Source organism: Candidatus Pantoea gossypiicola (genome assembly GCF_008632075.1).
Classification (GTDB): Bacteria; Pseudomonadota; Gammaproteobacteria; order Enterobacterales; family Enterobacteriaceae; genus Pantoea; species Pantoea gossypiicola.
In genome coordinates, this window is record NZ_VWVM01000002.1 from 128526 (window position 1) to 152826 (window position 24301).

Consider the following 24301-nt stretch of genomic DNA (forward strand, 5'->3'; position numbering starts at 1 on the left):
CCAGACCCGCTCACGCAAAACCCCGCACCATTGCCAGCCGTGCAGGGTTGGCCTGCCTGAAAAGCAAAGTGTGCGAGCCAGGGATGGCGAGCCCAGTCCGCAGGGATGCGGGATTCCTTTGCGATCAGGCAGGCTTTTCCTGCACGACGCACCGTACTTCCTGCACGACGCACCCGACTTCCTGCACATCGCATCGGCTCACCGTCACATCATCCCGCACCTGCAAATCCGCCCGATAGAACCGCACGACCTCACCTACCACAAGCAGCGACGGCGAAACCGGCTTTTCCTGCGCCACCGTCTCCGCCAGCCCTCCCAGCGTGGTAATCAACACCCGCTGATCCGGACGGGTGCCGTTCTCAATAATCGCCACCGGCGTCCCGGCATCGCGCCCCTGCGCCTGCAACTGCGTACTGATCGACGCACTCCAGCTCAATCCCATATAGAACACCAGCGTCTGATTCACCGCCGCCAGTGCGACTGCATCCAGCTGCGGCTCGCCACTCCGGCCATGGCCGGTAATCAACCGCAACGACTGCGCACAGTTCCGATGCGTCAGCGGAATCCCGCTGGCCGCCGCACAGCCCACCGCCGCTGTAATGCCCGGTACCACCTCACAGCGGATCCCGGCCTGCTGCAGACTCACCATCTCCTCGCCACCGCGCCCAAAAATAAAGGGATCGCCCCCCTTCAGCCGGATCACATTCCGCCCGTTGCGAGCCAGATCCACCAGCAGCTGATTAATCTGCGCCTGCTTCAGCCCGTGCTTCCCCGGCTGCTTACCCACGTCAATGCATAACGCGCTCTCCGGCACTTCAGCCATCACCGCTTCACTCACCAGCCGGTCATACACCACCACGTCAGCCCGCTGCAGCAACCGCAACGCCTTCACCGTCAGCAACTCCACATCACCCGGGCCTGCGCCCACCAGCCACACCACACCCTGCTGCTTTGCCACACCGACCGGGGCCAGTAACTTATCCAGAGAATCAATCGCTCGCGTCATCATTCCTCCACAACCACGTCGGACAGCAACAACTGCTTCAGCTCCGGAATACAGGAGCCACACTGCGTGCCGCACTTCAGCTTCCGGCCCAGCGCCTGAGTGGTACGACACCCCTGCGCCACCGCCTGCAAAATTGTCTGCTCGCCCACCCCCATACAGCTACAGATAATCCGGCCTGCTGCGCTGCGCTGCATCGCCTGACCCGCCAGCACGCTGTGCCGCCCGGCAGCGTCCTGCGGCGCATCCGCAAAGACCGCCGCGACAAATGCACTATCAATCGATGGCAACATGGATCCGGCATAAAACGCCAGCTGTAACTCGCCATCACGCCATGCCAGCAGCCGGTAATCATTGCCGCTGCCAGTGGCGAGCTGCAGATCCAGGCCTGACAAATCGACATGCTCCGCCAGCCACACCTGCGGTAATCCATCGCCTGCGACCGCATAGCGCTGCGCCGCCGGATAGGGTACGCGCGACCAGTAACGCAAGCCTGCGGGCCGCTCAATCCCGCGCTGCCACAGCCAGCCCTGCCAGCTCACCGCCAGCGACAGAATCCGCACCGGCGTCTGCTTCAGCGCAGGCTGCCCTGAAAACGGACAGGCGCGGGCGGCGACCAGCATATCGACGTGACTCTGCTGACTGAACTGCCGGTTCCAGTGCATCGGCACAAACAGCTCGCCGCGCCGCATCCCGGCATCAGTGCGCACCCGCGCACTGATCCAGCCCTGCACCGACTGCACCCGTGCCAGACCGCCCTCCGTCACGCCATATTGCGCGGCGTCAGCGGGATGCAGCGCCACAAACGGCTCATCACAATGCTGCATCAGACGCGGCACCAGCCCGGTGCGCGTCATGGTATGCCACTGATCGCGCACCCGACCGCTGTTCATCAAGAGCGGATAAGCCGCATCACGCCGGGTTAAGGCGGGCGTGGCCGGGACCAGCAGCCGGGCTTTCCCGTCCGGGTGAAAAAAGCGGCGATCGCCAAACAACCGCGCACAGCCCTGCGGATGAGCAGCATTTACCGGCCACTGAACCGGACGCAGCGCATCCCATTCGGCCTGGCTCAACTGCGCCAGCCCGCTGATATCAAACGCCCGCTGACCGCCGTTCTCAAACCCCGACAGCGCCGCATGTTCGCAGAAAATCTCCGACGGATGCTGCCAGTTAAATCCCTCACGGAACCCTAACCGCTGCGCCACCTGCGCCAGCAGCCACCAGTCAGGCCGGGTATCACCTGGTGCGGCGGCAAAGGCGCGCTGCCGCGAAATACGTCGCTCTGAATTGGTGACTGTGCCGTTCTTCTCGCCCCAGCCCTGGGCGGGCAGCAGAATATCGGCAAAAGCGCTGGTATCAGTCTGCGCCATCACATCCGAGACAATGACCAGCGGACAGGCCGCCAGCGCCTGCGCCACACGGTTTCCCTCCGGCATCGATACCGCCGGATTCGTGCCCATAATCCATACCGCCTTCACCTCACCTTCGGCAATCGCGCTGAAGAGATCCAGCGCGGTCAGCCCCGGCTGGCGGGCCATCGCCGGACTGCGCCAGAAACGCTGCACCCGATCGCAATCCTCGTCTGTAAAATTCATGTGCGCCGCCAGCTGGTTCGCCAGACCGCCCACTTCGCGACCGCCCATGGCATTTGGCTGTCCGGTCAGCGAAAAAGGCCCGCAGCCCGCACGGCCTATTTTGCCCGTCAGGAGATGCAGATTCAGAATCGCCTGGTTATTATCGCTGCCGGTGGTTGACTGATTGATCCCCATGCACCACAGCGTCAGCACCCGATCGTGCTGGCTGAACAGCCGGAAAAAGTGCGTCACCTGCTGTTCCGTTAAATCACAGGTCTCTGCGACCCGCGCCACATCCCACTGCGCGGCGGCGGCCAGGGTTTCACTCACGCCATTCAGGTGCGGCAGCATGCTGCTATCAAGGCCATCCTGCTGCGCCAGCCAGTGCAACAGACCGGAAAGCAGCGCCGCATCACTGCCGGGACGCAGCGGCAGATGCAGATCGGCCTGATCGCAACTGGCCGTGCGGCGTGGATCGATAACGACTATGCGCATCGCCGGTCGCTGCTGCTTCGCCTGCATCAGCCGCTGCCAGACTACCGGATGCGCCCAGGCGGCATTGGACCCTACCAGCAGTACCAGATCCGCCTGTTCCAGATCGTCATAACAGCAGGGCACCGCATCCGCTCCCAGCGCCCGCTTATAGCCGACTACGGCTGATGCCATACAGAGCCTCGAATTGGTATCAATATTGGCGGCACCGATATAGCCCTTCATCAGCTTATTGGCAACGTAGTAATCCTCGGTCAGCAACTGCCCGGAGCCATAAAACGCCACCGCCTGCGGACCATATTGATCGATCACCGCACGCAATCCCGCCGCTGCCGCATCCAGCGCCGCATCAAGGCTGACCGGCTGGCCGTTAACCTGAGCGGTAAGAAGACGCCCCTGTGGCGTCAGCGTCTCGCCCAGCGCCGCGCCCTTAACGCACAACCGGCCTGCGTTAGCGGGATGGTGCGGATCGCCAGTCACCGTTGCCTGATGATTACCCTGCGACGTGACGCAGACGCCACAGCCAACGCCGCAATAGGGACAGGTGCTGTTCATGATGCCTGCGCCAGCGGATTTTGCGGACGGTTTGCCAGCCAGATCTGCCCTGCTTCCAGCTTCACCGGCCAGCAGCGCAACTGATGCTGCGGATTATCCAGACTCTGCCCGTCACGCAGCCGCACCCGCTGCTTGTAGAGCGGAGAGATCACCACCGGCTCGCCGCCGACATCACCCAGAATCCCGCGCGACAGCACGCTGGCGTCGCTGCCAGGCTCACGATCCTCCAGCGCATAGAGCGCGTCGCCAAAGCGGAACAGCGCAACACGTTCGCTGCCGAGCCGCGCCCCAATCCCTGCTTCAGGCGGAATCGCCTCCAGTGCGCAGACTGCGCTCCACGCCCCGGCGGGCAGTTGCAGCAGCGGACGCGCAGCCAAGGCTTCAGGCTGCCGCTGACCGCGTACCCGGCTGTAGTGCAGGGTTTCATCGGGCTGCTCGCTGTTGATCGTCGGCGTAAACAGCGCGAGCCGCGACGGATCCGCCAGCGTGGTCTGCCACTCGCACTGATACGCCTCCACCACCCGCTGCATCTCCTGCTCCAGCGTTGCACCCAACCCAAGGCTGTCCTCAATCACCACCTGACGCAGGTATTCGAGCCCCCCTTCCAGATTGTCCAGCCAGACGCTGGTGCGTTGCAGCCGATCGGCAGTTCGGATATAGAACATCAGCAGACGGTCGACATAGCGCAGCAACGTGGCATCGTCGAGATCGCTGGCAAACAGGTCGGCATGGCGCGGCTTCATGCCGCCATTGCCACAGACATAGAGATTCCAGCCCTTTTCGGTGGCGATCACGCCGATATCTTTGCTCTGCGCTTCCGCACACTCGCGGGTACAGCCCGAAACCGCCATCTTGATTTTATGTGGGGCGCGAAGTCCCTTGTAACGGTTCTCCAGTGTGATGGCGAAGGCGGTCGAGTCCTGCACGCCGTAGCGGCACCAGGTGGATCCGACACAGGATTTCACGGTGCGCAGCGACTTGCCGTAGGCGTGGCCGGTTTCAAAACCGGCCTCAAGCAGCGTCTGCCAGATAGCGGGCAGCTGATCGAGCCGCGCGCCAAACAGGTCGATACGCTGCCCGCCGGTGATTTTGGTGTAAAGGTCATAACGCGCGGCCACTTCACCAATGGCGATCAGCCCCTGCGGCGTAATTTCTCCCGCCGGAACGCGCGGCACCACGGAATAGGTGCCATCTTTCTGGATGTTGGCGAAATAGCGGTCGTTGGTATCCTGCAGCGGCAGGTGCGCCGGTTTCAGGAGATAGTCGTTCCAGCAGGAGGCAAGAATCGACCCCACCAGCGGCTTGCACACTTCGCAGCCCTGACCCTTGCCGTGTGAGGCCAGCAGCGCATCAAACGTTCTGAACTCACCGGCCCGCACCAGGTGATAAAGCTCCTGGCGGGAATAGCTGAAGTGGTCGCAGACATCTTTTTTCACCTCGACGCCGAGAGTTTCCAGCTGAAACTCCATCACCTGCTTCACCAGTGCCGCACAGCCGCCGCAACCAGTGGCCGCTTTGGTGCAGCTCTTGATGCTACTCATCTCACCGCATCCGCCTTTCACCGCTGCGCAGATGTCGCCTTTGCTGACGTTATGACAGGAGCAGACCTGGGCACTGTCGGGCAATGCCGCGACGCCCGGCGCTTTTGGCGCACCGGCCAGCGCAGGCAGGATCAGGCTCTCCGGCGCGGCAGGCAAGGGTAAATCGTTGAGCATCATCTGCAGCAGCGTGGCGTAATCGCTGCTGTCCCCGACCAGTACGCCGCCCAGTAGTCGGGTGCCCTCCGCAGAGACCACGATTTTTTTGTAAACGCCTTTTGGCCCGTCGGTCCAGTGATAATGCTGACTGCCCGGCGTGCGGCCATGGGCATCACCGAACGACGCCACCTCCACACCCAGCAGTTTCAGTTTCGTGCTCATGTCCGCGCCGCTGAAGGCGGCGGATTCAGCCGCCAGATGCCCGGCCAGCACCCGTGCCATCTGATATCCCGGCGCGACCAGGCCAAAGATCTGGCCGTTCCACAGCGCGCATTCCCCAATGGCAAACACGTCATCATCGCTGGTCTGGCAGCGATCGTTAATCTCAATGCCGCCGCGCGCTCCCAGCGTCAGGCCCGCCTCACGCGCCAGCTCATCGCGCGGGCGGATTCCCGCGGAGAACAGCACCAGATCGCCGGGTAAATGGCCGCCGTCAGCAAAGTGCAGCACCACGCTGCCATCGGGCTGCTGCGCGATCAGCTCGGTCTGTTTTGCGGTGTGAACGGTGACGCCCAGTGCATCGATCTTCTGGCGCAGCATCAGCGCCCCGCCCTCATCGAGCTGCACTGCCATCAGACGTGGCGCGAACTCCACAACGTGCGTCTCCAGCCCGAGCTGCCGCAGCGCATTCGCCGCCTCCAGACCCAGCAGGCCGCCGCCAATCACGATACCGCGCTGGCTATGGCGGGCGCAGGCGGCAATGGCATCAAGGTCGTCCAGCGTGCGATAGACAAAGCAGCGTTCACCATCATGACCCGGCACCGGCGGGACGAACGCGCGTGAGCCGGTCGCCAGCACCAGCTTATCCCACGCCAGCTCACTGCCCGCGCTGTCACGCAGGCTGCGCTGCTGGCGATCAATGGCTACAACCGTGCAGCCACTGCGCAGTTCGATACCGTGCAGGGCAAAAAAGTCCGCGCCGACCAGCGACAGATCGCTGGCCGTTTTGCCGTTGAAATAGTCCGACAGGTGCACGCGATCGTAAGCCTGCTGACGCTCCTCGCCGTAAACCACGATGTGATAGTGCCGATGCAGTTCGCGGGCAACCAGCTGTTCAAGAAAGTGGTGACTGACCATGCCGTGACCAATCACGGCTAAAACCGGTTTACTCATCTCAGGACTCTCTGCAGCCGGTGGCTGCGGTTCAGGTTGATCGTGATCGAACAGGGTATCGAGCGTGACAGGCTCGGCGCGCTGCAGACGTTCCAGCCACGCCGCGCCCTGCCGGGTATCGCCAGAGAGCAGCACGCCACAGAGGCGACCCTGACGGAGAAAAAGTCGGCGATAGTCGCCGGAGATCGGATCAAAACTGCGGATGGACGGTGCCTCGCTGACATCACCTGCGCTGAACAGCGAAATGCCGCTGACCTTAAGTCGCGTCGCCAGCGGCTCACTGACGAAATCCGCCAGCGGCGATGCGGCCAGCTGCGCCGCCAGAATCTCTGCCTGCGCCAGGCAGGGCGTGACCAGGCCAAAGGTTTCACCCGCGATTTCACAGCACTCGCCCACCGCGTAAACATCAGGAATGGCGCTGCGCAGCTGACCATCAACAATAATCCCGCGCTGACACGGTAAGCCCGCCGCCAGCGCCAGCGTCACCTCAGGCTGAACACCGATGGCAATCACTACCTGCGTGGCGGCGCAGCGACGCCCGCAGGTCAGCGTCACGCCCGCCTCGTCAATCGCCGTGATGCCACTGTTCAGTACGCAGTGGATACCGCGCTGCGCTAATGCCGTCAGTAGCAGCTCGCCCGCTTTGGCATCCAGCTGGCGGTCCAGCAGCCAGGGTTTGTGATGCACCAGCGTGACCTCGCGGCCACGGGCGCAGAGTGCCGCCGCCGCTTCAATGCCGAGAAAGCCGCCGCCCAGGATCACCACCGGTCCCTGACCCGCCAGCAGTTGCCGGACGTCGGCGATGCTGCGAAAACCGAGTACGTGACCGGCATCAATACCGGGGATCGCGGGCAGACGGGGCTGTGAACCGGTGGCAAACACCAGCCGATCCCAGCCGAGCTGGCGCTGATCGGTCTGCACCGTACGCGCGGCCAGATCGACCTGCTGCACGGTTTCACCGGTCAGCAGCGTCACGCCGTGCCGCTGATACCAGTCGCGGTCGTGGATGACGGTGTCACTGAAGGACTTTTCACCCGCCAGCACCGGCGACAGCAGCACGCGGTTGTAGTTGCCGTGCGGCTCACGGCCAATGACCGTGATGGCGTAACGCAGCGGCGCACGCTGCAGCAGGCTCTCCACCATCTGCATGCCCGCCATGCCATTACCTATCACCAGCAACCGTTGCTTCATAATGTGTTCCTTAGGCTGCCGTGGTCTGTTTTTCATAGAGGAAATGCAGCACTTTCTGGCGCAGCTGGTGGTAGCGCGGCTCATCCGCCAGCGCGACCCGCGACCGCGGACGCGGCAGGTCGACCGTAAGTATTTCGCCGACCTGCGCCGCCGGGCCGTTGGTCATCATCAACACCCGATCGGAGAGCAGCACCGCTTCATCCACGTCATGGGTGATCAGCACAATGGTGGTGTTCAGCTCCTGCTGGATGCGCATCACACTGTCCTGCAGGTGAGCGCGGGTTAAGGCATCCAGTGCGCCAAATGGCTCATCCAGCAGCAGCACGCGCGGCTTCATCGCCAGCGCCCGGGCAATGCCAACGCGCTGCTTCATGCCGCCGGAAATTTCGCCAGGCCGCTTGTGCATGGCGTGGCTCATCTGCACCCGATTAAGGTTGTGTTCGATCCAGTCGCGCATCTCCGCTTTGCTGAAGCGCCCTTTAAACACCTGCTGCACCGCCAGTTCGACGTTCTGAAACGCCGTCAGCCACGGCAGCAGCGAATGGTTCTGAAACACCACCGCACGCTCGGGACCCGGTCCGGTAATTTCGCGGTTATCGCACAGCAGCACACCACTGCTGGGACGGGTTAATCCGGCAATCAGATTGAGCAGCGTCGATTTGCCGCAGCCGGAATGGCCGATAAGGCTCAGGGTTTCGCCTTCGTGGATATCAAAGCTGACGTTGTCCAGCGCCAGAAACTCGCCGCTGGCGGTGTTAAAACGCTGACTCACCTGCTGAACGCGAATAATGTGTTGCTGCATGATGTTCTCCTTATTTTTCCCAGCTGAAACGACGCGCGAGCAGCATCAGACCCTGCTCCAGCAGCAGCCCGACCACACCAATAATCAGAATGGCGATCAGAATGTTTGCCACGTTGAGGTTGTTCCACTCGTTCCAGATCCAGAAGCCAATCCCCAGCCCGCCCGTCAGCATTTCGGCGGCCACAATCACCAGCCACGCGATGCCGATAGAGAGACGCACTCCGGTGAGCACCGCAGGCAGCACGGCGGGCAGCAGAATCCGGCGCATCACCGTCCATTCCGAGAGCTGTAACACCCGCGCCACGTTGAGGTAGTCCTGCGGAATGCGCTGCACCCCTTCGGCAGTGTTGATGATCATTGGCCAGATCGAACAGATGAAAATGGTCCAGCTGGCGGCCGGTTCGGCGCGCTGGAACAGCAGCAGTCCAATTGGCAGCCAGGCCAGCGGACTGACCGGACGCAGTAAGGCAATAATCGGATTGAACATCCGCGCCATAAAGGTAAAGCGCCCCAGCAGAAAACCGGCCGGAATGCCCACCAGCGCAGCCAGGCCGAAGCCGATGGCGACGCGCTGCAGGGAGGCCAGCACATTCCAGCCGATGCCCTGATCGTTGGGACCATTGCTGTAGAACGGGTCAGCGAACAGCACCTGCGCGGCCTGCCAGGTCGCATAAGGCGAGGGAAACGAGGGTTCGGACAAGGCGGCGATCTGCCACACCAGCAACATCAGCAGCAGGCCGCCCGCAGCCGGGATGCAGCGCTGCAAAAACGGACGTAGCCGTGCCGGACGCACGGCGGCTTTCGGGGTGATCTGTAACGGAATAACGGTGGCACTGCCGGGGGTTTGTACCGGCTGCGCCAGGGCGCGCGCGTCAGTTTTCATAGCAACCTCTCTTAACGTTTGATAGCGAAACTGGCGGCGTAGGCGGCAGGATTGCTGCCATCCCAGACCTTACCGTCGATCAGGGTGCTGCTGCGCATCTCACTGGCGGGCAGTGCAATCTGCCCGACGGCGCTGGCGGCCTGTTTATAGATGTCGATGCGGTTGATCTGGCGGGCCACGGCAAGGTAATCGGGATCGCTGGTGAGCAGTCCCCAGCGTTTCATCTGGGTCAGGAACCACATGCCATCCGAGAGCCACGGAAAACTGACGTTGCCGTTGTCGAAGAAGCGCATCGGATGCGCGTCCTGCCACGACTGTCCCAGCCCGTTCTGATACTGACCGAGCATCCGCCCCTGCAGCGTCTCCACTTTGGTGTTGATCCAGGCTCGACCGGCTAACACCTGCGCGGTTTCACGGCGGTTATCGTCTGAGGCATCGATCCAGCGCGCCGCCTCCAGCACCGCGGCAGTCAGCGCGCGGGCCGTATTGGGGTTCTCTTTCACCCACTGCGCGCGGGTGCCGAGCACCTTTTCCGGATGCTCCGGCCAGATCTGCTGGCTGGTGGCGACGGTAAAGCCGATGTTGTCGCTGATGGCACGCTGGTTCCACGGCTCGCCGACGCAGTAGCCGCTCATGTTGCCAATCTTCATGTTCATCACCATCTGCGGCGGCGGCACGACCACGGTGCGCACATCGTCAAACGGATGAATGCCGGCATTGGCCAGCCAGTAGTAGAGCCACATGGCGTGCGTGCTGGTAGGAAAGGTGTGGGCGAAGGTCAGGCTGCCTTTCGGGCTGCCATCAACGGCTTTTTTCAGGCTGGCCGCATCGGTAACGCCACTGGCTTTCAGCTGGTTCGACAGGGTGATCGCCTGGCCGTTGTGATTGAGCGTCATCAGGTTCGCCATGTCGTGCTGCGGCCCCGCGACACCCAGTTGCAGCGCGTAGATCATGCCGTAAAGCACATGAGCCGCATCCAGTTCGCCGGAGGTCAGCTTGTCGCGCACCGCCGCCCAGCTCGCCTCTTTGCTGACCTGCAATGTCAGGCCATACTTCTTATCGAAGCCTTTTACCGACGCCATAACGACCGGCGCGCAATCGGTAAGCGGAATAAAGCCGACCCGCACCTGCGCCTTTTCTGGCGCATCGGAGCCTGCTGCCCAGACCGCATTTCGTAATCCCGGCACGATCCAGGCCGCACCCAGCGCCGCACCGGAGATCAGCGCCTGACGTCGTGTCAGTGATAATGGCGTTTTGCTCATCATGTTGCCCCTGAACAGAAATAAAAAAAGGCGTCCTCCGACAAGCCGAAGCCTGCGGATGGACGCCTTTATCCAAAGCACTGACCCCACCGCCATTGGCGGGAGCAATGCGTACTCTCTGTAAGGTTAAAGCAAAGGGTGTGCCAGATCGCTGAAGCCGCGTTAAATCTGGCATACGGTGATGCACTGCTGAATAATTAACCTTTTTTGCACGTTTCTGACGCAGATCACGCACAAAGGTTGTGCAGCTACCTCGTCCGGGTTAGTTGCTCAGGGTCTTCGCAACGGCCAGCACTGCCTGCGCGATCTCCAGTACACGCTTATTCTGATTCATGGCGCTTTTGCGCAGCGCCTGCCAGGCAGCCTCTTCGGTGAAACCCTGCTGCTGCATCAGCCAGTATTTGGCCTGATCAATCACTCGTCGCTCGTCGAGTGACGCGCGCATCGATGCCAGCTCATCCGCCTGCTGCTGCAGTCGCTGCGACTGCTCACCAATCAGCGACAGCACCGAGCGCCCGAGCTGCGGGGCCAGTCCGTCACTGTTGAGCGTTGACGCGCCGGGCAGCCAGTCAGCCCCGCAGATGTAGAGCGCGAAGTTGCTGTCGCCCTGCACGACAGGCGATGCCGCCTGTTGCTGCGCCTGCTCTATCGCCTCACGACAGCGCTGCATCAGCGTGGCCGTCAGGGCATCCTCCAGGGTTTTCATCTGGTCCAGCCGCTCGGAGAGCAGGGAAAACCACTCCAGCGCGCCGGTTTCATCATACTGGCTACCGGTGCAGGCGATGCGCCGCAGCCGTTCGATATCCCGGCTGGCCTGAGACATTGGCTGCCAGCGTTCACAGGCGGCGCTGTCGGCAAACTCCCGAAAAGTCGTAAAGCTCTGCTCCTGAGCCGCAATCAGCGCCACCATCTGGCTGCGCTGCTCAGACGTGAAGTGCTGCGCCGCAAAGCCGGCTGAGCCGATGGCCCGCTCCTGTCCTGCCAGCTCTTTGCCCTGCATAAAGCTGAACAGCGCGATCAGTGCACGCGAGATATCGGGATCGCTGGCAGTGTCGGCTGCCTCAAACACCAGATTAAGCAAGGTGCGGATAACCTGATTAAACGCCGCCATCGCCGCAGCCTGATCCCGCTCATGCTGGCTGATTTGCTGACGCAGCAGCGGTAATCCCGCCAGCGCCTGCAGGGCAGCTGCAATCAGGTTGCAGAATCGACTGAAACCGGGTTGTGCGGTGGCAGGCGGCAGTGCCTGATAAAAATGGTGCAGACCGGCGCTGACCTCCTGCTGACGGGCGTAACGCTCGGCGCTGAACAGCGTGCCACCGGAGCAGATCCAGAGATTGTTTGCGCCGCGTTCCCGCTGCAGCCGATGTACCAGCTCACTGACGGCGGCCATCAGCTCGCCGGTCTCAAGCAGCCGTTGCAGGCTGGCAATATCGCTGTCACGCGATGCCTGCAGCCAGGTCAGAGCATCCATGTTTCACCTTTCCGCCGTTAAAACCTTTCTGAAGCAAAAGGCGTGCCGCTTTCCGGAAAACAGGCGGGCGTATCCGGCGCGTAAATTCTGATTTTGATAAGATTCTTTAGGTGAAGAGATAAATTTTATCGGTAACGAACGATTAGAAAGGCTTAATAGTTTCCAATCGGATCCATTGCATGTCAGAATGCGCGGCACTGTTCTCAACCAGTTTGTCACTGCGATAATACAGTTCGCTTTAACTATCACATTGTCTGGCGCTTTTCTTATATCGCAGCCCGCCCCTAAAGCGCCTGCTATCACGCATCGCCAGTGGGTGCAATGGTTTGAATTCTCAAAAGTCTTAGGTAGACTAAACGCGTAACTATCCTGATGTAATCTGAACTTTTTTTGAACAACAGACTTTCGGCACGATGCGGCGCGAAAAACAGCGCCTCATGCATCGGGCCTGGCAATATGCAGATACTTTGATGAGATCACGAGGAACATGGTGAAAAAGAGTCTTGCGTTAACACTGCTGGCGGTGCTTACCCTGGCAGGCTGTAAGGCCCCGCCGCCGCCCGTCACTGACGATACGCTGGTCACCAGCGAAATTAACGGCGTCAAACTGGTCCATCGACACGCTGTCGTGGCACCGACTGAATTTGAGCCGGTCAATCAGACCTGGCGGGCGCTCTATGGTGCCTCGGTCATGACCTCGCCGGATTACGGCGGCAAAGTCGTTCGCTATCTCGAAACGGGTAAACCGTTTGAAGTATTAGGTAATGTGGAGCACAGCTGGCTGGCGATTGCTGACCAGGCTGATGGCCCGTTAATTGGTTATGTACCGTTAAAAGCGGGCGTAGAGAGCAGTCGTTACGATGCCACAGTGCAGAGCGATCGTCCCCGCCCGCGCAAAGCGAAACAGGTCTGCGTGGCCGTCGGCGGCGCGAGTAAAGCCTGTCGGACTAACGATACCGCGACCTGGATCTTAGACTGAATATGAAATCCGGCGCATATTGCCCGCAGCACCCTCCTGTGCTGCGGGTACAGGGATTTGCCATTGGCTGGAAGATCACGAATTAATGACTGTGGAATCCCCTGCGCGTGAGGCGACCCCCTCAGGCAATGAGAATCTATTACTTCAGGCTGCGGCGCCACTGCTGAATGCGGTGGTGCAAATTCGTCGGGCAGCCACCCATGATGACCCTGCGGGTCTGCGCCAGTCTCTGATCGATGAAATCCGCCAGTTTGAACAACGCTGTAAACAGGCAGGGCTGCCGTTTGAGATGATTATCGGCGCGCGTTACTGCATCTGCAGCGCGCTGGACGAAGCCGCTGCGCAAACCCCCTGGGGCACGCGTGGCGTCTGGTCGGGCAACGGCATGCTGGTGACCTTTCACAATGAAAGCTGGGGCGGCGAGAAATTCTTTCAGCTGCTGTCGCGCATTTCACAAAGCCCACAACAACACCTCTGGCTGCTGGAAGTGGTGCAATATTGCCTGCTGCTGGGCTATGAAGGCCGCTATCGCGGCAGTGAAAATGGCCGCGCCCAGTGCGACGGTATCCGTAAGCGCCTGAAAAGCCTGATTGACGAGACACGCGCCCAGCGACAGACGCCGCAACCTCCGCTGGTCGAGGTGCATCCGCTCGTCAGTACCCTCGCCCGCCCGATGGTGCCGCTCTGGGCCTGCGCCATGCTGGTCGCGCTCATTGGCTGCCTGATCTACAGCGGACTGAACTGGCGGCTCGGCAACGCTGCCGAACCGCTGCTGCGTACCCTCTACCAGACTCCGCTGCCGCAGATTACTGCGGGCCGCCGTCCCTCTTCTCCGCAGGCGCTGCTCGATCTGCGTCAGCGACTGAACGATGTGATCGCTGCCGGACAGCTAGAAGTCAGCGATGGTGCTTTTGGCAGTAAAGTGATTATCCCCGCAGACAAACTTTTTGCCGAGCAAGGCACGGTCATCAATCCGGTAGGCCGCGCGCTGCTGGCCCGCGTCTCAACCGCGATGAAAGATGTGAAAGGCACCATTCTGGTGTCAGTGTTTACCGACGATCATCCGGTGGATAACAACCGTTTTGCCTCCAGCTACGAGTTCTCATTCGCCCGCGCCCGCGCAATCACCCAGCTGTTGCAGCTGCAGCTGGAGGATGGTCATACGGTACGCTCTGAAGGCCGCGGCGACAGTGACCCGCTGCTGCCCAACGACAGCAGCGAAAACCGCACCCGTAACCGCCGCGTTGAGATCACCCTGTTTGCCGCGCCTGAAACGCTCAGTAATCATCAAGGAGCACAATAATGCGCGCTTCCCTTCGTCTGCTGTTAACGCATCGCCTGCTGTGGAGCTTTATTGGCGTCACGGCGCTGAGCTGCCTGGTCTGGATGCTGGGGCCGTTCTGGACATGGAACGAGTCGCGTCCCCTGGAACCGGTGCTGCCTCGCCAGCTCACCGTGAGCGCTCTCTATTTTCTCTGGATCCTGTTCCAGCTGATCCCGTCACTTTATCGTGCCTGGTTTAACAGCCGCTTACTCACCCAGCTTCAGCTGGCGGGCAACGACGATCCGGCGGAGCGTCAGATGACTGAAGAGCGGCTTAATCAGCGCTTCAGCGAAGCAGCGATGCAGCTAAAACGCACCCAGTTTGGCCGGCGTCACAGCGGCAATCTGCTTGCGCGCTTTAATGCCAATTATCTCTACCAGCTGCCCTGGTATCTGGTGATGGGTGCGCCCGGTGCGGGTAAAACCACCGCGCTGTTTAATGCGGGCCTCGATTTCCCGCTGACCGATACGCTGGGTAAACAGGCGATTCGTGGCGTCGGCGGCACCCGCAACTGCGACTGGTGGTTTACCGACAGCGCAGTGCTGATTGATACCGCGGGGCGTTATGCGCTGCAGGAGAGCCAGCGCGTGCGCGATGCCGCGGAGTGGCACAGTTTTATCAATCTGCTGAAACGCTATCGCACCCGCCAGCCGATTAACGGTGTCATCATGACCATCAGCGTGGCCGATCTGCTGAGCGATTCCGCCGAAGCGCGTTTTGCCCAGGCCAGCGCGCTGCGCGAGCGCATGGCGGAACTGCATCAGCAGACGGGGATTCACTTCCCGGTCTATGTGATGGTCACCAAAACTGATTTGCTGAAAGGCTTTATGAGCTACTTCGGCAACATCGATAAAGCGCGGCGTGACGCTATCTGGGGCTTTACGTTTAACCGGGAGACGAGCAAGCCGCACAGAGATGACTGGCATCGTCATTTTGGCCAGCAGTTTCAGCGGCTGGAAGAGCAGCTTCAGCAGCAGCTGGCGGAGCAGATGACTCAGGAGCGCGATCTGAATGAGCGCGCTGAATGCTTTCTCTTCCCGCAGGAGTTCGCCTCACTGCGTCCGCTGCTGAACGAGTATCTGGATATCGTCTTTTCTGATCATCAGGATGCCGTTGCCTGGAGCCCGCGCGGCCTCTTCTTTACCAGCGGCACGCAGGAAGGCCTGCCATTTGATCGGGTGATGGGTGAACTGAGCCGTAAACTCCAGTTACGTCAGGCGGGCGAACATTCAATTGCCGCCTGGGACAGCGTTAACCGCAATAGTCCGATTCCCGGCAACAAAGGCCAGAGCTTCTTTATTCGTGACCTGCTGAGCGATCTGATCTTTAAAGAGAGCGGACTGGCGGGCAGTAATCGCCGCTGGGAGTATCGCAATCAGCTGTTCCACTGGATTGGCTACGGCGTGCTGGCAGGCGCGCTGTTGATCGCCTCCAGCCTGTGGGGCCTTAGCTACTACCAGAATCAGCACTATCTGCAGCAGGTGGCCGCGCGCGTACCCGCTATTCGTGAGCAGAGTCAGCAGGTGATTCATCAGCCTGCTGATAATATTTTTGATCTGCTACCCTTTCTTAACAACCTTGTGAAGCTGCCGCTGTCGGAACGTTTTTCTCTCGATAATCCGCCGCTTACTATGCGGGCAGGCTTATATCGCGGCAGTCAGGTCAGCGATGCCGCCTGGGTGCTTTATCAAAATGCGCTTAAGTCTTTGCTGCTGCCGCGCGTGGCCCAGCAGATCACCAACATTCTGCGCAACGATCCGGGTGATGATAACGCCTACAGCCGCAATGCGCTGCGCGCGTATCAGATGCTCTATCAACCGCGCAATTACGATGGCGAATTTTTACGGGCCTGGCTGCTGCAAAACTTACAGCGCTCGCTGCCCGATACGGTAAGCGCCCGCGATCTGCAGCAGCTCGACTGGCACCTGAGCCAGCTGCTGGATCAGCAGATTCAGTCATCGCCTTATGCGCGTGACAATGCACTGATGATGCGCAAGCTGGCAGACAATCTTAAAATCGCGGGCCAGGCGGGCAGCGTGCTGGCGGCAGCACCGCTGCACCCGGCTGCGCGATCACACTCGCAAAGCGAGTAATGGTGAGGTGAACATGGCTGCTTACACCGCCCCCGGCTGGTATGGCAAGCTGCCGTCGACCGGTGACTTTCTGCACCGTCGTCTGAGTGAGCAACAGATTAGCCCGTGGAATCACTGGTTCCAGCAGGGATTAATGCACTGGCATCAGCAGGCCTGGTCTTACAGCGCGAACTTTCTTCATGCGCCAGTATGGAACTTTGTCCTGCCGGTGACCGCGACCCGGCCACACGTGCAGATGGGCTGTCTGCTGCCCTCCTGTGACCGCGTCGGGCGCGCCTGGCCGCTACTGGCACTGCACAGCTTTCCGCTGGCACAGTGGCATCCGGCTCAGCTGACCATCTCTGGTGACTGGTTTCAGGATCTGGGCGCGACCCTGTTGCGGGCGGTTCAGACGCCACTGGACGGCGAACAGTTAGAGCAGCAGATCCAGGCGCTGTCGCCGCTGCTGGTGCCCACCAGGAAGCCCTCAGAGATTATGGATGTGATCGGTTTTCAGGATCTGCCCTGCACGCTGAGCTGGCGTGAAGTGGCCGAACGTTTCGACCCTCAGCAGCATATGAGCTACTGGTGGAGTAACCGCAGTGATGGTTTTGCCCATGCGACCCACAAGCACAGCGGCAACCTCACGGCGCAACTGTTTTCGTTACTGTTTAACCCGGCGGCAGGTGCACAGCCGGGACGTAATGGCCTCTATCCTCCGATGTTCGAGTGAGGCCGGATGCGTTTGCCGTTAAATCTGGGATAACTCATGCAATTTACCATCGTGCAATGCACTACGGATGTTCCGGTCAGAAGCGTCGCGTTTCAACCGCCTGGCGGCACCATTGGCCGCAGTCAGGACAACGATCTGGTGCTGCCGGATGAGACGCGGGCTATTTCGCGACTACAGGCGCTGGTTCACCTGTCGCATGACGGCGAGTGCCGTCTGACCAACCAGGGCAGCGTCACGCCGGTCGAACATAACGGCATTACGCTGGGTCGCGGCATGCAGGTGCTGCTGAAGCACGGCGACGCATTGCGCATCGGTGATTATGCGCTGGAAGTGCGCGATCCCGCCTGCCAGAACGCGCAGAGCGATCCCCTGGCGCTGTTTGCCGGTGACAGCGCCCAGCCCGCGAATCCTTTGGGCATTCACGAACATCATGAGGTTGAGGATCGGCTGCTGGTCAACGACGTGCCGCCTTCACGTCACGAGCGTCACAGTGATGCGCGGCTGGCGATCGATCCGCAGGCCAGTGAGCCGCGCCGGGTGCTGGCGGCACAGCCGGTGGATCAGGATCGGCTGATCGCCGCCCTGCTGGACGGCATGGGGCTGAGCAACGGGCACGCTACGCAGATTGACGAAGAGCAGATGCGCATTACCGGCAGGATGCTGAGCCTCTTTTCTCAGGGCACCGTGGCGCTGCTCTCATCACGATCCATTCTCAAACGGGGCGTGAAAGCGGACATGACCATGATTCTGAATGAGGCCAACAACCCGTTTAAGATCCTGCCCTCCGGCAAAACCGTGCTGATGCAGATGTATCAGAGTCAGATGCCCGGATTTATGCCGCCGGAACAGGCAGTGCGGGATGCGCTGGTCGATCTGCAGGCCCACCAGCTGGGCATGATTGCCGGCATTCGCGCCATTATCGCGGCGATGCTGCAATCTTTTAATCCGCAGCGACTGGAGGAGCAGGCGCGCGCCGATGGCCTGGTGTCAAAACTGCCGTTTTCCACTGCGAAGAAAGCGGCGCTATGGGACTACTTCATGCGTAATTACCAGCGTACGGCTGGTGAGATCGAAGATGATTTCCATACGCTGTTTGGTGAAGCTTTCCTTCATGCCTATGACATGGAAGTGAATCAGTATAAAGACTCTCAGACGCGGGTGGACGACGCATGAAAATCGTTTTTGCCAGCCGCTGCCAGCAGGGGCTACGTGATGAGAATCAGGATCGTACGGGTGCCGAACTGGATGCGCGAAAAGCCTGTTTTGTAGTCTGCGATGGCGTGGCCGGTCTGCCCGGCGGTGAGATGGCGGCACAGCTGGTGCGCGACACCCTGCTGAGCCAGATACAGGCGCACACCGACTTTACGCCGGAAAGTACCCATCAGGCGATCGAACAATGCCGCTTAGCGCTGCATGAGGCACAGGGTAAAAATCCGAAATATTCCCGCATGAGCACCACGCTGGCAGCCCTGTTTATTGACCGCCAGAAACAGCGTGCATGGTGGGCGCATGCTGGTGATAGCCGGGTTTACCACTTCCGGCGGGGCGTGCTTCACGAGGTGACCCGTGACCACAGTCTGGCCCAGCAGCTGAAAGAAGCGGGCTATGAAAATACCGGCATTAACAGTAATTTACTCTATAATGCGCTCGGCGCTGAGCCGCCTCGCTTAGTCAGCTTTTCGCAGGAGATTGCGCTGGAGGATGGGGACGCTTTTCTGGTCTGCACCGATGGCTTCTGGCTGAATCTGACCAGTGGTGAAATGGAACAGGCGCTGCGCATGGTGAATGCCTGCGAAGAGTGGCTGGCTCTGATGGAGCAGGCGGTGAGCCGCAACGTTAACAAAGACAATCTCAGCGCACTGGCGGTCTGGATTGGTGAGCCGGAAGAGGCAACACTGCTCTATTCACTGGCTGATTCGGCGCGCTTTCTGCCGCCTCGTTTTTGATTCCAAGGATCCTTATGAAACTGTGGTTGCCCGGCATCATCACTCTGCTGATTGCCTTTAACGCCCAGGCTGAAAATTATCGTGTGGTCTACTCCCCCAGCCTGGCGCTGGAGGTTTATATCGATAATGTGGTGAGTAAAGCGCCTGACGACTGGTGTAAAGAGACGCTGCCGCTGCGTATCGTCTCCGGCAAAAGTAAGGATTCGGCCGTACTGACCACCTTTTTACCGCGCGTGGGCACCCTGCTCGCGAATCAGTGCGGCTTACTGGACGAACTGCCCTGGCAGATGACCAATAAAGAGGGTGGCGTACTGGCCAGCGGCAGCGCCAGCAAGTTGCAGAACTGGCGGCCGATTGTGATGGCGGATGCAACAGCCAGCGCCAGTGACAGCAATGCCGCCCCGCTCGACCTGTCACGGCCCGCCAACAGCACGCCGCTGCAACATTTTGATCTCCCCAGCGGCTGCCATTTCCGCACCGCCTGGGATGACAATGCGCAGACCCTGTTTATTCCCGATGTCAGCAAGCAGCAGTGCTCGCCGGACGGCTGGGCAGAAGGCAAAAGTGAACTGACGCTGGCGACAGCGGATCATCCGACGCCGGTTGCGGTTACCTTTTATCAGGGTTACCCCATCGCCAATCTGACGATTCCGGACAGCAAGCTGGAAGTCATTGCTGCCAATAATCAGCGCATGATTGTGACACGCCCGGATACGCCGGATAGCTGGCTGGTGCTGCCTTTTGATGCCCGGCAGCATGTCTGGCGCTTCAATGGTGCGCTGTTAATAAAGATGGATAAGAATGCTGCGCAGCAGGATGCTGACGCTGTGAAATCGCGAGTCGATACATTGCGCAGCCAGTGGGCGCCCTATTTCATGCCACAGCAAAAAGTGAATGTGTTACTCATCGACACCCTGCACGCGGATCTGGTTGATCCTGCCATTGGTGCCTGGCGTAACATCAATTAATTACCGCGCAGCCTGACGACCAGGCCGTGTACAGAGAGTTCACTATGTCGGCTAATGATAATCCGAAAACCGTTCCGAATGCCCTGCCTGACGGATACCGTTTTAATGAATTTGAGATCAAGGAAGTGATCGGAGGCGGCGGCTTCGGCATCGTCTATCGCGCGTGGGATCACCAGCTTGAACGTACTATTGCCATTAAAGAGTATATGCCCGTGTCGCTGGCTGTCCGTGCCGCCGACTTAACGCTGGAGCTGCGCGGTGAACGTTTCCAGAAGCTGTTTAATGCCGGGCTGACCAGCTTTATTCAGGAAGCGCGTCTGCTGGCCCGCTTTAATCATCCCGGTCTGCTGCACGTGCTGCGCTTCTGGGAGCAGAACGGCACGGCCTATATGGGCACGCTTTACTACAGCGGGATGACGCTGAAAGAGTGGCAACTGACCAGCCCGGCCTCCATCTCTGAAGCCTGGATCCGTCGCCTGCTGCCGCCGCTGCTGGGGGCCATCAGCACCATCCATCAGGCCGGCTATCTGCATCGTGACATCTCGCTCGACAATATCCAGATTCAGGAGAACCAGCTGCCGGTGCTGCTGGACTTCGGCTCGGCGCGTAAAGAGATTGGCAACCTCTCTGACGAAACCGAAATCATGCTCAAACCCGGCTTTGCGCCGATTGAGCAGTACAGCGAAGAAGGTGAAGTCGAACAGGGACCGTGGACTGACATTTACGCGCTGGGCGCGGTGCTGCACAGCCTGATTACCGGCAATCCACCGCCCGTGAGTGTGGTGCGCTGTATTGAAGATAATTATCAGCCGCTGGTGGAACGTCAGCCAGAAGGCTACTCGCTGCCGCTGCTGCATGCCATTGACTGCGCGCTGGCGATGAAGCCCGGCGATCGTCCGCAAACGATTGACGCCTTTGCGGCGCTGATTGATCTGCCGGTCAGTGATGTGGAAGCCGTAGTGAACAGCTTCCCGGTGCCGGGCGAGCCGCCCGCGCAGCTCGTCGAGGAGCCGGTTGAAGCGGCCCCGCCAGTGGTGATGACGATGAATCACGCTGCGGCGTCAGCGGAGCCGGTAACGCCGCGCACGGTGCGACGGCTGTCGCCTGGCTTGCTGGGGCTGGCTGCCGTGGCGCTTCTGGCCGTGGTCGTCACCGTCTGGCTTTCTAACCGCCACAGTGCCACACCGGATGTCGTTAACAATCCGGCAGCTGCGACGCAGGCACCCACATCAACCTCGCCAGCAGCTGCCGTGCCTGCCGCGCTGGCGACGGTTTATCTTAAGCTGGAGAGCGGTGAAAGCGTGGTGCTGAATGGACAGCCGGTTGAGGTCAAACCTGGCAGCAGCGGATTTGCCGCGCTGAATCTGGCGGCGGGACAGTATAAAATTGACGTTAAAAATGGCAGTGAGATGCACACGCAATCCCTGACGATTGATAAGCCGGGCACCTGGCTGATTAATCCTGGCAATTAGGCAACCGGATTAACAGGTGAGTCGCGGCTGTCAGCGGTGCAGATAATAAAGGGCGCGTCATAAGAACGCGCCCTTTTGCTATGCCGGTCGGGATTCAGGCCTGCCTGAGGCAGGATTGCTGCAGCGTCCGCACCTGATGCGCCAGCCGGCTCAGACTCTCTTCTTCCATGCCGCGCCGGGTCAGTTCTTCTTCCAGCGCAAACAGATACTGTGCATTCGATCCCAGGGGGCCGCTGGCGGCGGCAATCAAAGGTGCAATTGCCTCCGGGCAGGAGTCTGATTCATAAAGCGGATGGCGCGGGTCCATGATAAAGGTCAGCGCAGTGACGCTGCGGCCATCCTCCAGCTGTAACTCACACCATGTTGGTAAATAACAGCCGGTGATCATCTCTCGCTTCCACAGCAGCGCCAGTTCTTCATGTAACCGCGCTTCCGGCAGACGAAACGCCAGTCCGGTGGTGCGGCCACCCTGCTTCAGTGCCAGCATGCGGCCAGGATGTGTGGCGGTGGCACGTCCGGCAATCAGCCGCAGGCAGAAAGCGCGATGCCAGCCTTCCAGCGAACCGGATGCGACTTCATCTGCCTCAAAAATCGGGTTCCACATCAGCGAGCCGTAACCAAAGATCCAGACCGGGCTATGATCGGGACGGCAGGCCAGCGTGGCTGCCAGAGAAGCCGCGCGCTGCTCGCAACTCCAGAGCAGCGTCTCATCGATATCCCCGAATGACGTTTTACAATCCGCTTTTAACAGAAATTCCCGGGTAAGCAATGCGACCTCCTCAACTTCAATAGCGTCCTGCAGAATGGCTCCTGTACCATGATGCCTAAAAGGCACCGCGTTTCGATCATCAAATTGACAGTAATCTATTTACACGCGGGGTTTCAAGCGTGATTCCGGTCGCAGGTTAAAAAAAACCAGATAAACCTGATAGCGCAGACGAAAAAAAGGACCAGATTATCCTGGCCCTTTGTCATGAACAGGCTAGCAGGGGAATTATTTTTTAGGATGCCACTTATCATCATCACCTTTTTCATACTCTTTCTTCACGGCGGCCCAGGCGACTTTATGCGCCACCTCTTCCCGTGAGTCATCGCCGCGGCGATCTTCAGCCTCTTTATACTGATCCCATGCACTGTTAAAGGCCTGCTGATAGATCTCCTGCGCGTGCGCAGGTAGTACGTGTTTTACATTGTCAGGTAAGTCAGCTCGATTAGCGTAAGGCATAGCGGCTCCTCAGTTTATAAATTCACACTAAGCCTGGCGCAGGACAGCAAAAATTCAAACAGCGATTTATCAGTGCTTCAGATTAAAAAGCAGAATCTCGCCCTGCAAATGACAATGATAAGCCTGTTTTTCGGCAAAACGAGACCAGATAGGTGCATAAGTCATAATTGTTGTAGCCTGATTAACCTTGCAATATTTGAGATAACACCCGGTTAATACCCCTTCGGCAATTTATTGCATTTAAGTAAAAAGCAGTAAATTTTTCCCACCCGGGCCGGTGAAAAGATAAACTGCGCCCTGCCCTAAAACTGATTATATTTTTAACAGCAGCATCCGCTGCGTCCGGATAATCATTAACCAGAGAGGACGGTGAATGCCTTCACATGAAAAAACACGTCACAAGGAATTCTCGCTGATATTTCCCATTATCACGCTGGGTATACTCTATTTTTTTGGTGCAAATACCTCATTTCCGGTCGTAGTCGGGATTAACTTACTGGCGCTGGTTGCCATTCTGAGCAGCGCATTCAGCGTGGTGCGTCACGCTGACGTGCTTGCCCACCGGCTGGGTGAGCCTTATGGCTCGCTGATCCTGAGTCTGTCGGTGGTGATTCTGGAAGTGAGCCTGATCTCCGCGCTGATGGCGACCGGCGATGCTGCACCCGGGCTGATGCGCGATACGCTTTATTCGATAGTGATGATTGTGACCGGCGGGCTGGTGGGTTTTGCGCTGCTGCTGGGCGGTAATAAATTTGCGACGCAGTACGTTAATCTGGCGGGCGTAAAACAATATCTCATCGCTATCTTCCCGCTGGCGATTCTGGTGCTGGTGTTTCCCAACGCGCTGCCGGGCGGAAATTTCTCGGTGACGCAGGCCCTGCTGATTGCGGCGATTTCCGCGGCGATGTATGGCGTTTTCCTGCTGATTCAGACCAAAACGCATCAGAGCCTGTTTGTCTATGAGCATGAAGATGATAGCGATGATGGTGATCCGCACCATGGTAAACCTTCAGCTCACAGCAGCGTCTGGCACACCGTCTGGCTGATTGTGCATCTGATTGCCGTTATTGCCGTGACCAAAATGAACGCCAATACGCTGGAAAGCCTGCTGACGGAGATGAATGCACCGGCACAGTTCACCGGTTTCCTGGTGGCCCTGCTGATCCTCTCCCCTGAAGGCCTGGGCGCGATTAAGGCGGTGCTGATGAACCAGGTGCAGCGCGCCATGAACCTATTCTTTGGTTCGGTGCTGGCGACCATCTCCCTGACGGTGCCTGCGGTGACCATTATCGCCACGCTGACCGGACAGGAGCTGATATTCGGGCTGGAGCCGCCGCAGATGGTGATTATGATGGCATCGCTGATCCTCTGTCAGATCTCCTTCTCAACCGGCCGCACCAATGTGCTGAACGGTGCTGCGCATCTGGCGCTGTTTATTGGCTACTTGATGACTATCATGCTGTAACGTCACTGAAT

The 24301-nt window shown here is 59.5% G+C and carries 18 protein-coding genes; 9 read left to right on the forward strand and 9 right to left on the reverse strand.

Annotation, left to right across the window (positions count from 1 at the left end; genetic code table 11):
• Nucleotides 1-124: 124 nt before the first annotated feature.
• From cobA to F3I20_RS02985, 7 genes are all read right to left on the reverse strand, one after another.
• Nucleotides 125-1006, reverse strand: a complete 882-nt coding sequence (cobA, locus tag F3I20_RS02955; protein WP_150038409.1) for a uroporphyrinogen-III C-methyltransferase — start codon at nt 1004-1006, stop codon at nt 125-127.
• Nucleotides 1006-3624, reverse strand: coding sequence for a nitrate reductase (locus F3I20_RS02960; RefSeq protein ID WP_150038407.1), 2619 nt, complete (start codon nt 3622-3624; stop codon nt 1006-1008). Before F3I20_RS02960 ends, cobA begins: the two co-directional genes overlap by 1 nt.
• The gene (gene nirB / locus F3I20_RS02965) at nt 3621-7685 is read right to left on the reverse strand and encodes a nitrite reductase large subunit NirB (protein WP_150038405.1); all 4065 of its coding nucleotides are present in this window, start codon (nt 7683-7685) and stop codon (nt 3621-3623) included. Before nirB ends, F3I20_RS02960 begins: the two co-directional genes overlap by 4 nt.
• Before the next feature lie 10 nt (nt 7686-7695).
• A complete protein-coding gene (locus F3I20_RS02970; RefSeq protein ID WP_003853115.1) occupies nt 7696-8487 on the reverse strand; it encodes an ABC transporter ATP-binding protein in 792 nt (263 codons plus the stop codon).
• 10 nt (nt 8488-8497) lie between these two features.
• Complete coding sequence (gene ntrB, locus F3I20_RS02975; RefSeq protein WP_150015476.1) at nt 8498-9370, reverse strand: nitrate ABC transporter permease; 873 nt, start codon at nt 9368-9370, stop codon at nt 8498-8500.
• An 11-nt stretch (nt 9371-9381) separates the two neighbouring features.
• Complete coding sequence (locus F3I20_RS02980; protein ID WP_150015482.1) at nt 9382-10632, reverse strand: CmpA/NrtA family ABC transporter substrate-binding protein; 1251 nt, start codon at nt 10630-10632, stop codon at nt 9382-9384.
• A gap of 262 nt (nt 10633-10894) precedes the next feature.
• Nucleotides 10895-12106 carry a nitrate regulatory protein gene (locus tag F3I20_RS02985; RefSeq protein WP_150038403.1) on the reverse strand — a complete coding sequence of 404 codons (1212 nt, stop codon included), beginning with the start codon at nt 12104-12106 and terminating at the stop codon, nt 10895-10897.
• 487 nt (nt 12107-12593) lie between these two features.
• Between F3I20_RS02985 and F3I20_RS02990 the strand changes: the two genes are divergently transcribed.
• From F3I20_RS02990 to F3I20_RS03025, 8 genes are all read left to right on the forward strand, one after another.
• Nucleotides 12594-13085, forward strand: coding sequence for an SH3 domain-containing protein (locus tag F3I20_RS02990; RefSeq protein ID WP_190285887.1), 492 nt, complete (start codon nt 12594-12596; stop codon nt 13083-13085).
• A gap of 85 nt (nt 13086-13170) precedes the next feature.
• Nucleotides 13171-14388 carry a type IVB secretion system protein IcmH/DotU gene (gene icmH / locus F3I20_RS02995; RefSeq protein WP_150015474.1) on the forward strand — a complete coding sequence of 406 codons (1218 nt, stop codon included), beginning with the start codon at nt 13171-13173 and terminating at the stop codon, nt 14386-14388.
• Nucleotides 14388-16502, forward strand: a complete 2115-nt coding sequence (gene tssM, locus F3I20_RS03000) for a type VI secretion system membrane subunit TssM (protein WP_150038401.1) — start codon at nt 14388-14390, stop codon at nt 16500-16502. The genes icmH and tssM overlap by 1 nt, the downstream gene beginning before the upstream one ends.
• A 13-nt stretch (nt 16503-16515) precedes the next feature.
• Nucleotides 16516-17214, forward strand: a complete 699-nt coding sequence (gene tagF, locus F3I20_RS03005) for a type VI secretion system-associated protein TagF (protein ID WP_150015472.1) — start codon at nt 16516-16518, stop codon at nt 17212-17214.
• Nucleotides 17215-17250: 36 nt separating this feature from the next.
• Nucleotides 17251-18387 (forward strand): type VI secretion system-associated FHA domain protein TagH, encoded by a 1137-nt coding sequence (gene tagH / locus F3I20_RS03010; RefSeq protein WP_150015471.1) that lies wholly within the window; start codon nt 17251-17253, stop codon nt 18385-18387.
• Nucleotides 18384-19160: a PP2C family protein-serine/threonine phosphatase gene (locus tag F3I20_RS03015; RefSeq protein WP_150015470.1), complete on the forward strand. Its 777-nt coding sequence runs from the start codon at nt 18384-18386 to the stop codon at nt 19158-19160. Before tagH ends, F3I20_RS03015 begins: the two co-directional genes overlap by 4 nt.
• Before the next feature lie 14 nt (nt 19161-19174).
• Complete coding sequence (locus tag F3I20_RS03020; RefSeq protein ID WP_150038399.1) at nt 19175-20128, forward strand: hypothetical protein; 954 nt, start codon at nt 19175-19177, stop codon at nt 20126-20128.
• 44 nt (nt 20129-20172) lie between these two features.
• Nucleotides 20173-21600, forward strand: a complete 1428-nt coding sequence (locus tag F3I20_RS03025; RefSeq protein ID WP_150038397.1) for a serine/threonine protein kinase — start codon at nt 20173-20175, stop codon at nt 21598-21600.
• A 94-nt stretch (nt 21601-21694) separates the two neighbouring features.
• On the opposite strand, the gene F3I20_RS03030 is transcribed toward F3I20_RS03025, so the two are convergent.
• Nucleotides 21695-22369 carry a gamma-glutamylcyclotransferase gene (locus F3I20_RS03030; RefSeq protein ID WP_190285886.1) on the reverse strand — a complete coding sequence of 225 codons (675 nt, stop codon included), beginning with the start codon at nt 22367-22369 and terminating at the stop codon, nt 21695-21697.
• 225 nt (nt 22370-22594) lie between these two features.
• Nucleotides 22595-22825: a putative cation transport regulator ChaB gene (chaB, locus tag F3I20_RS03035; RefSeq protein ID WP_150015466.1), complete on the reverse strand. Its 231-nt coding sequence runs from the start codon at nt 22823-22825 to the stop codon at nt 22595-22597.
• Between the two features lie 373 nt (nt 22826-23198).
• Here chaB and chaA point away from each other — a divergent pair, with 373 nt between their 5' ends.
• On the forward strand, nt 23199-24290 hold the full coding sequence (chaA, locus tag F3I20_RS03040) for a sodium-potassium/proton antiporter ChaA (protein ID WP_013357625.1): 1092 nt from the start codon (nt 23199-23201) through the stop codon (nt 24288-24290).
• The last annotated feature ends 11 nt before the right edge of the window (nt 24291-24301 follow it).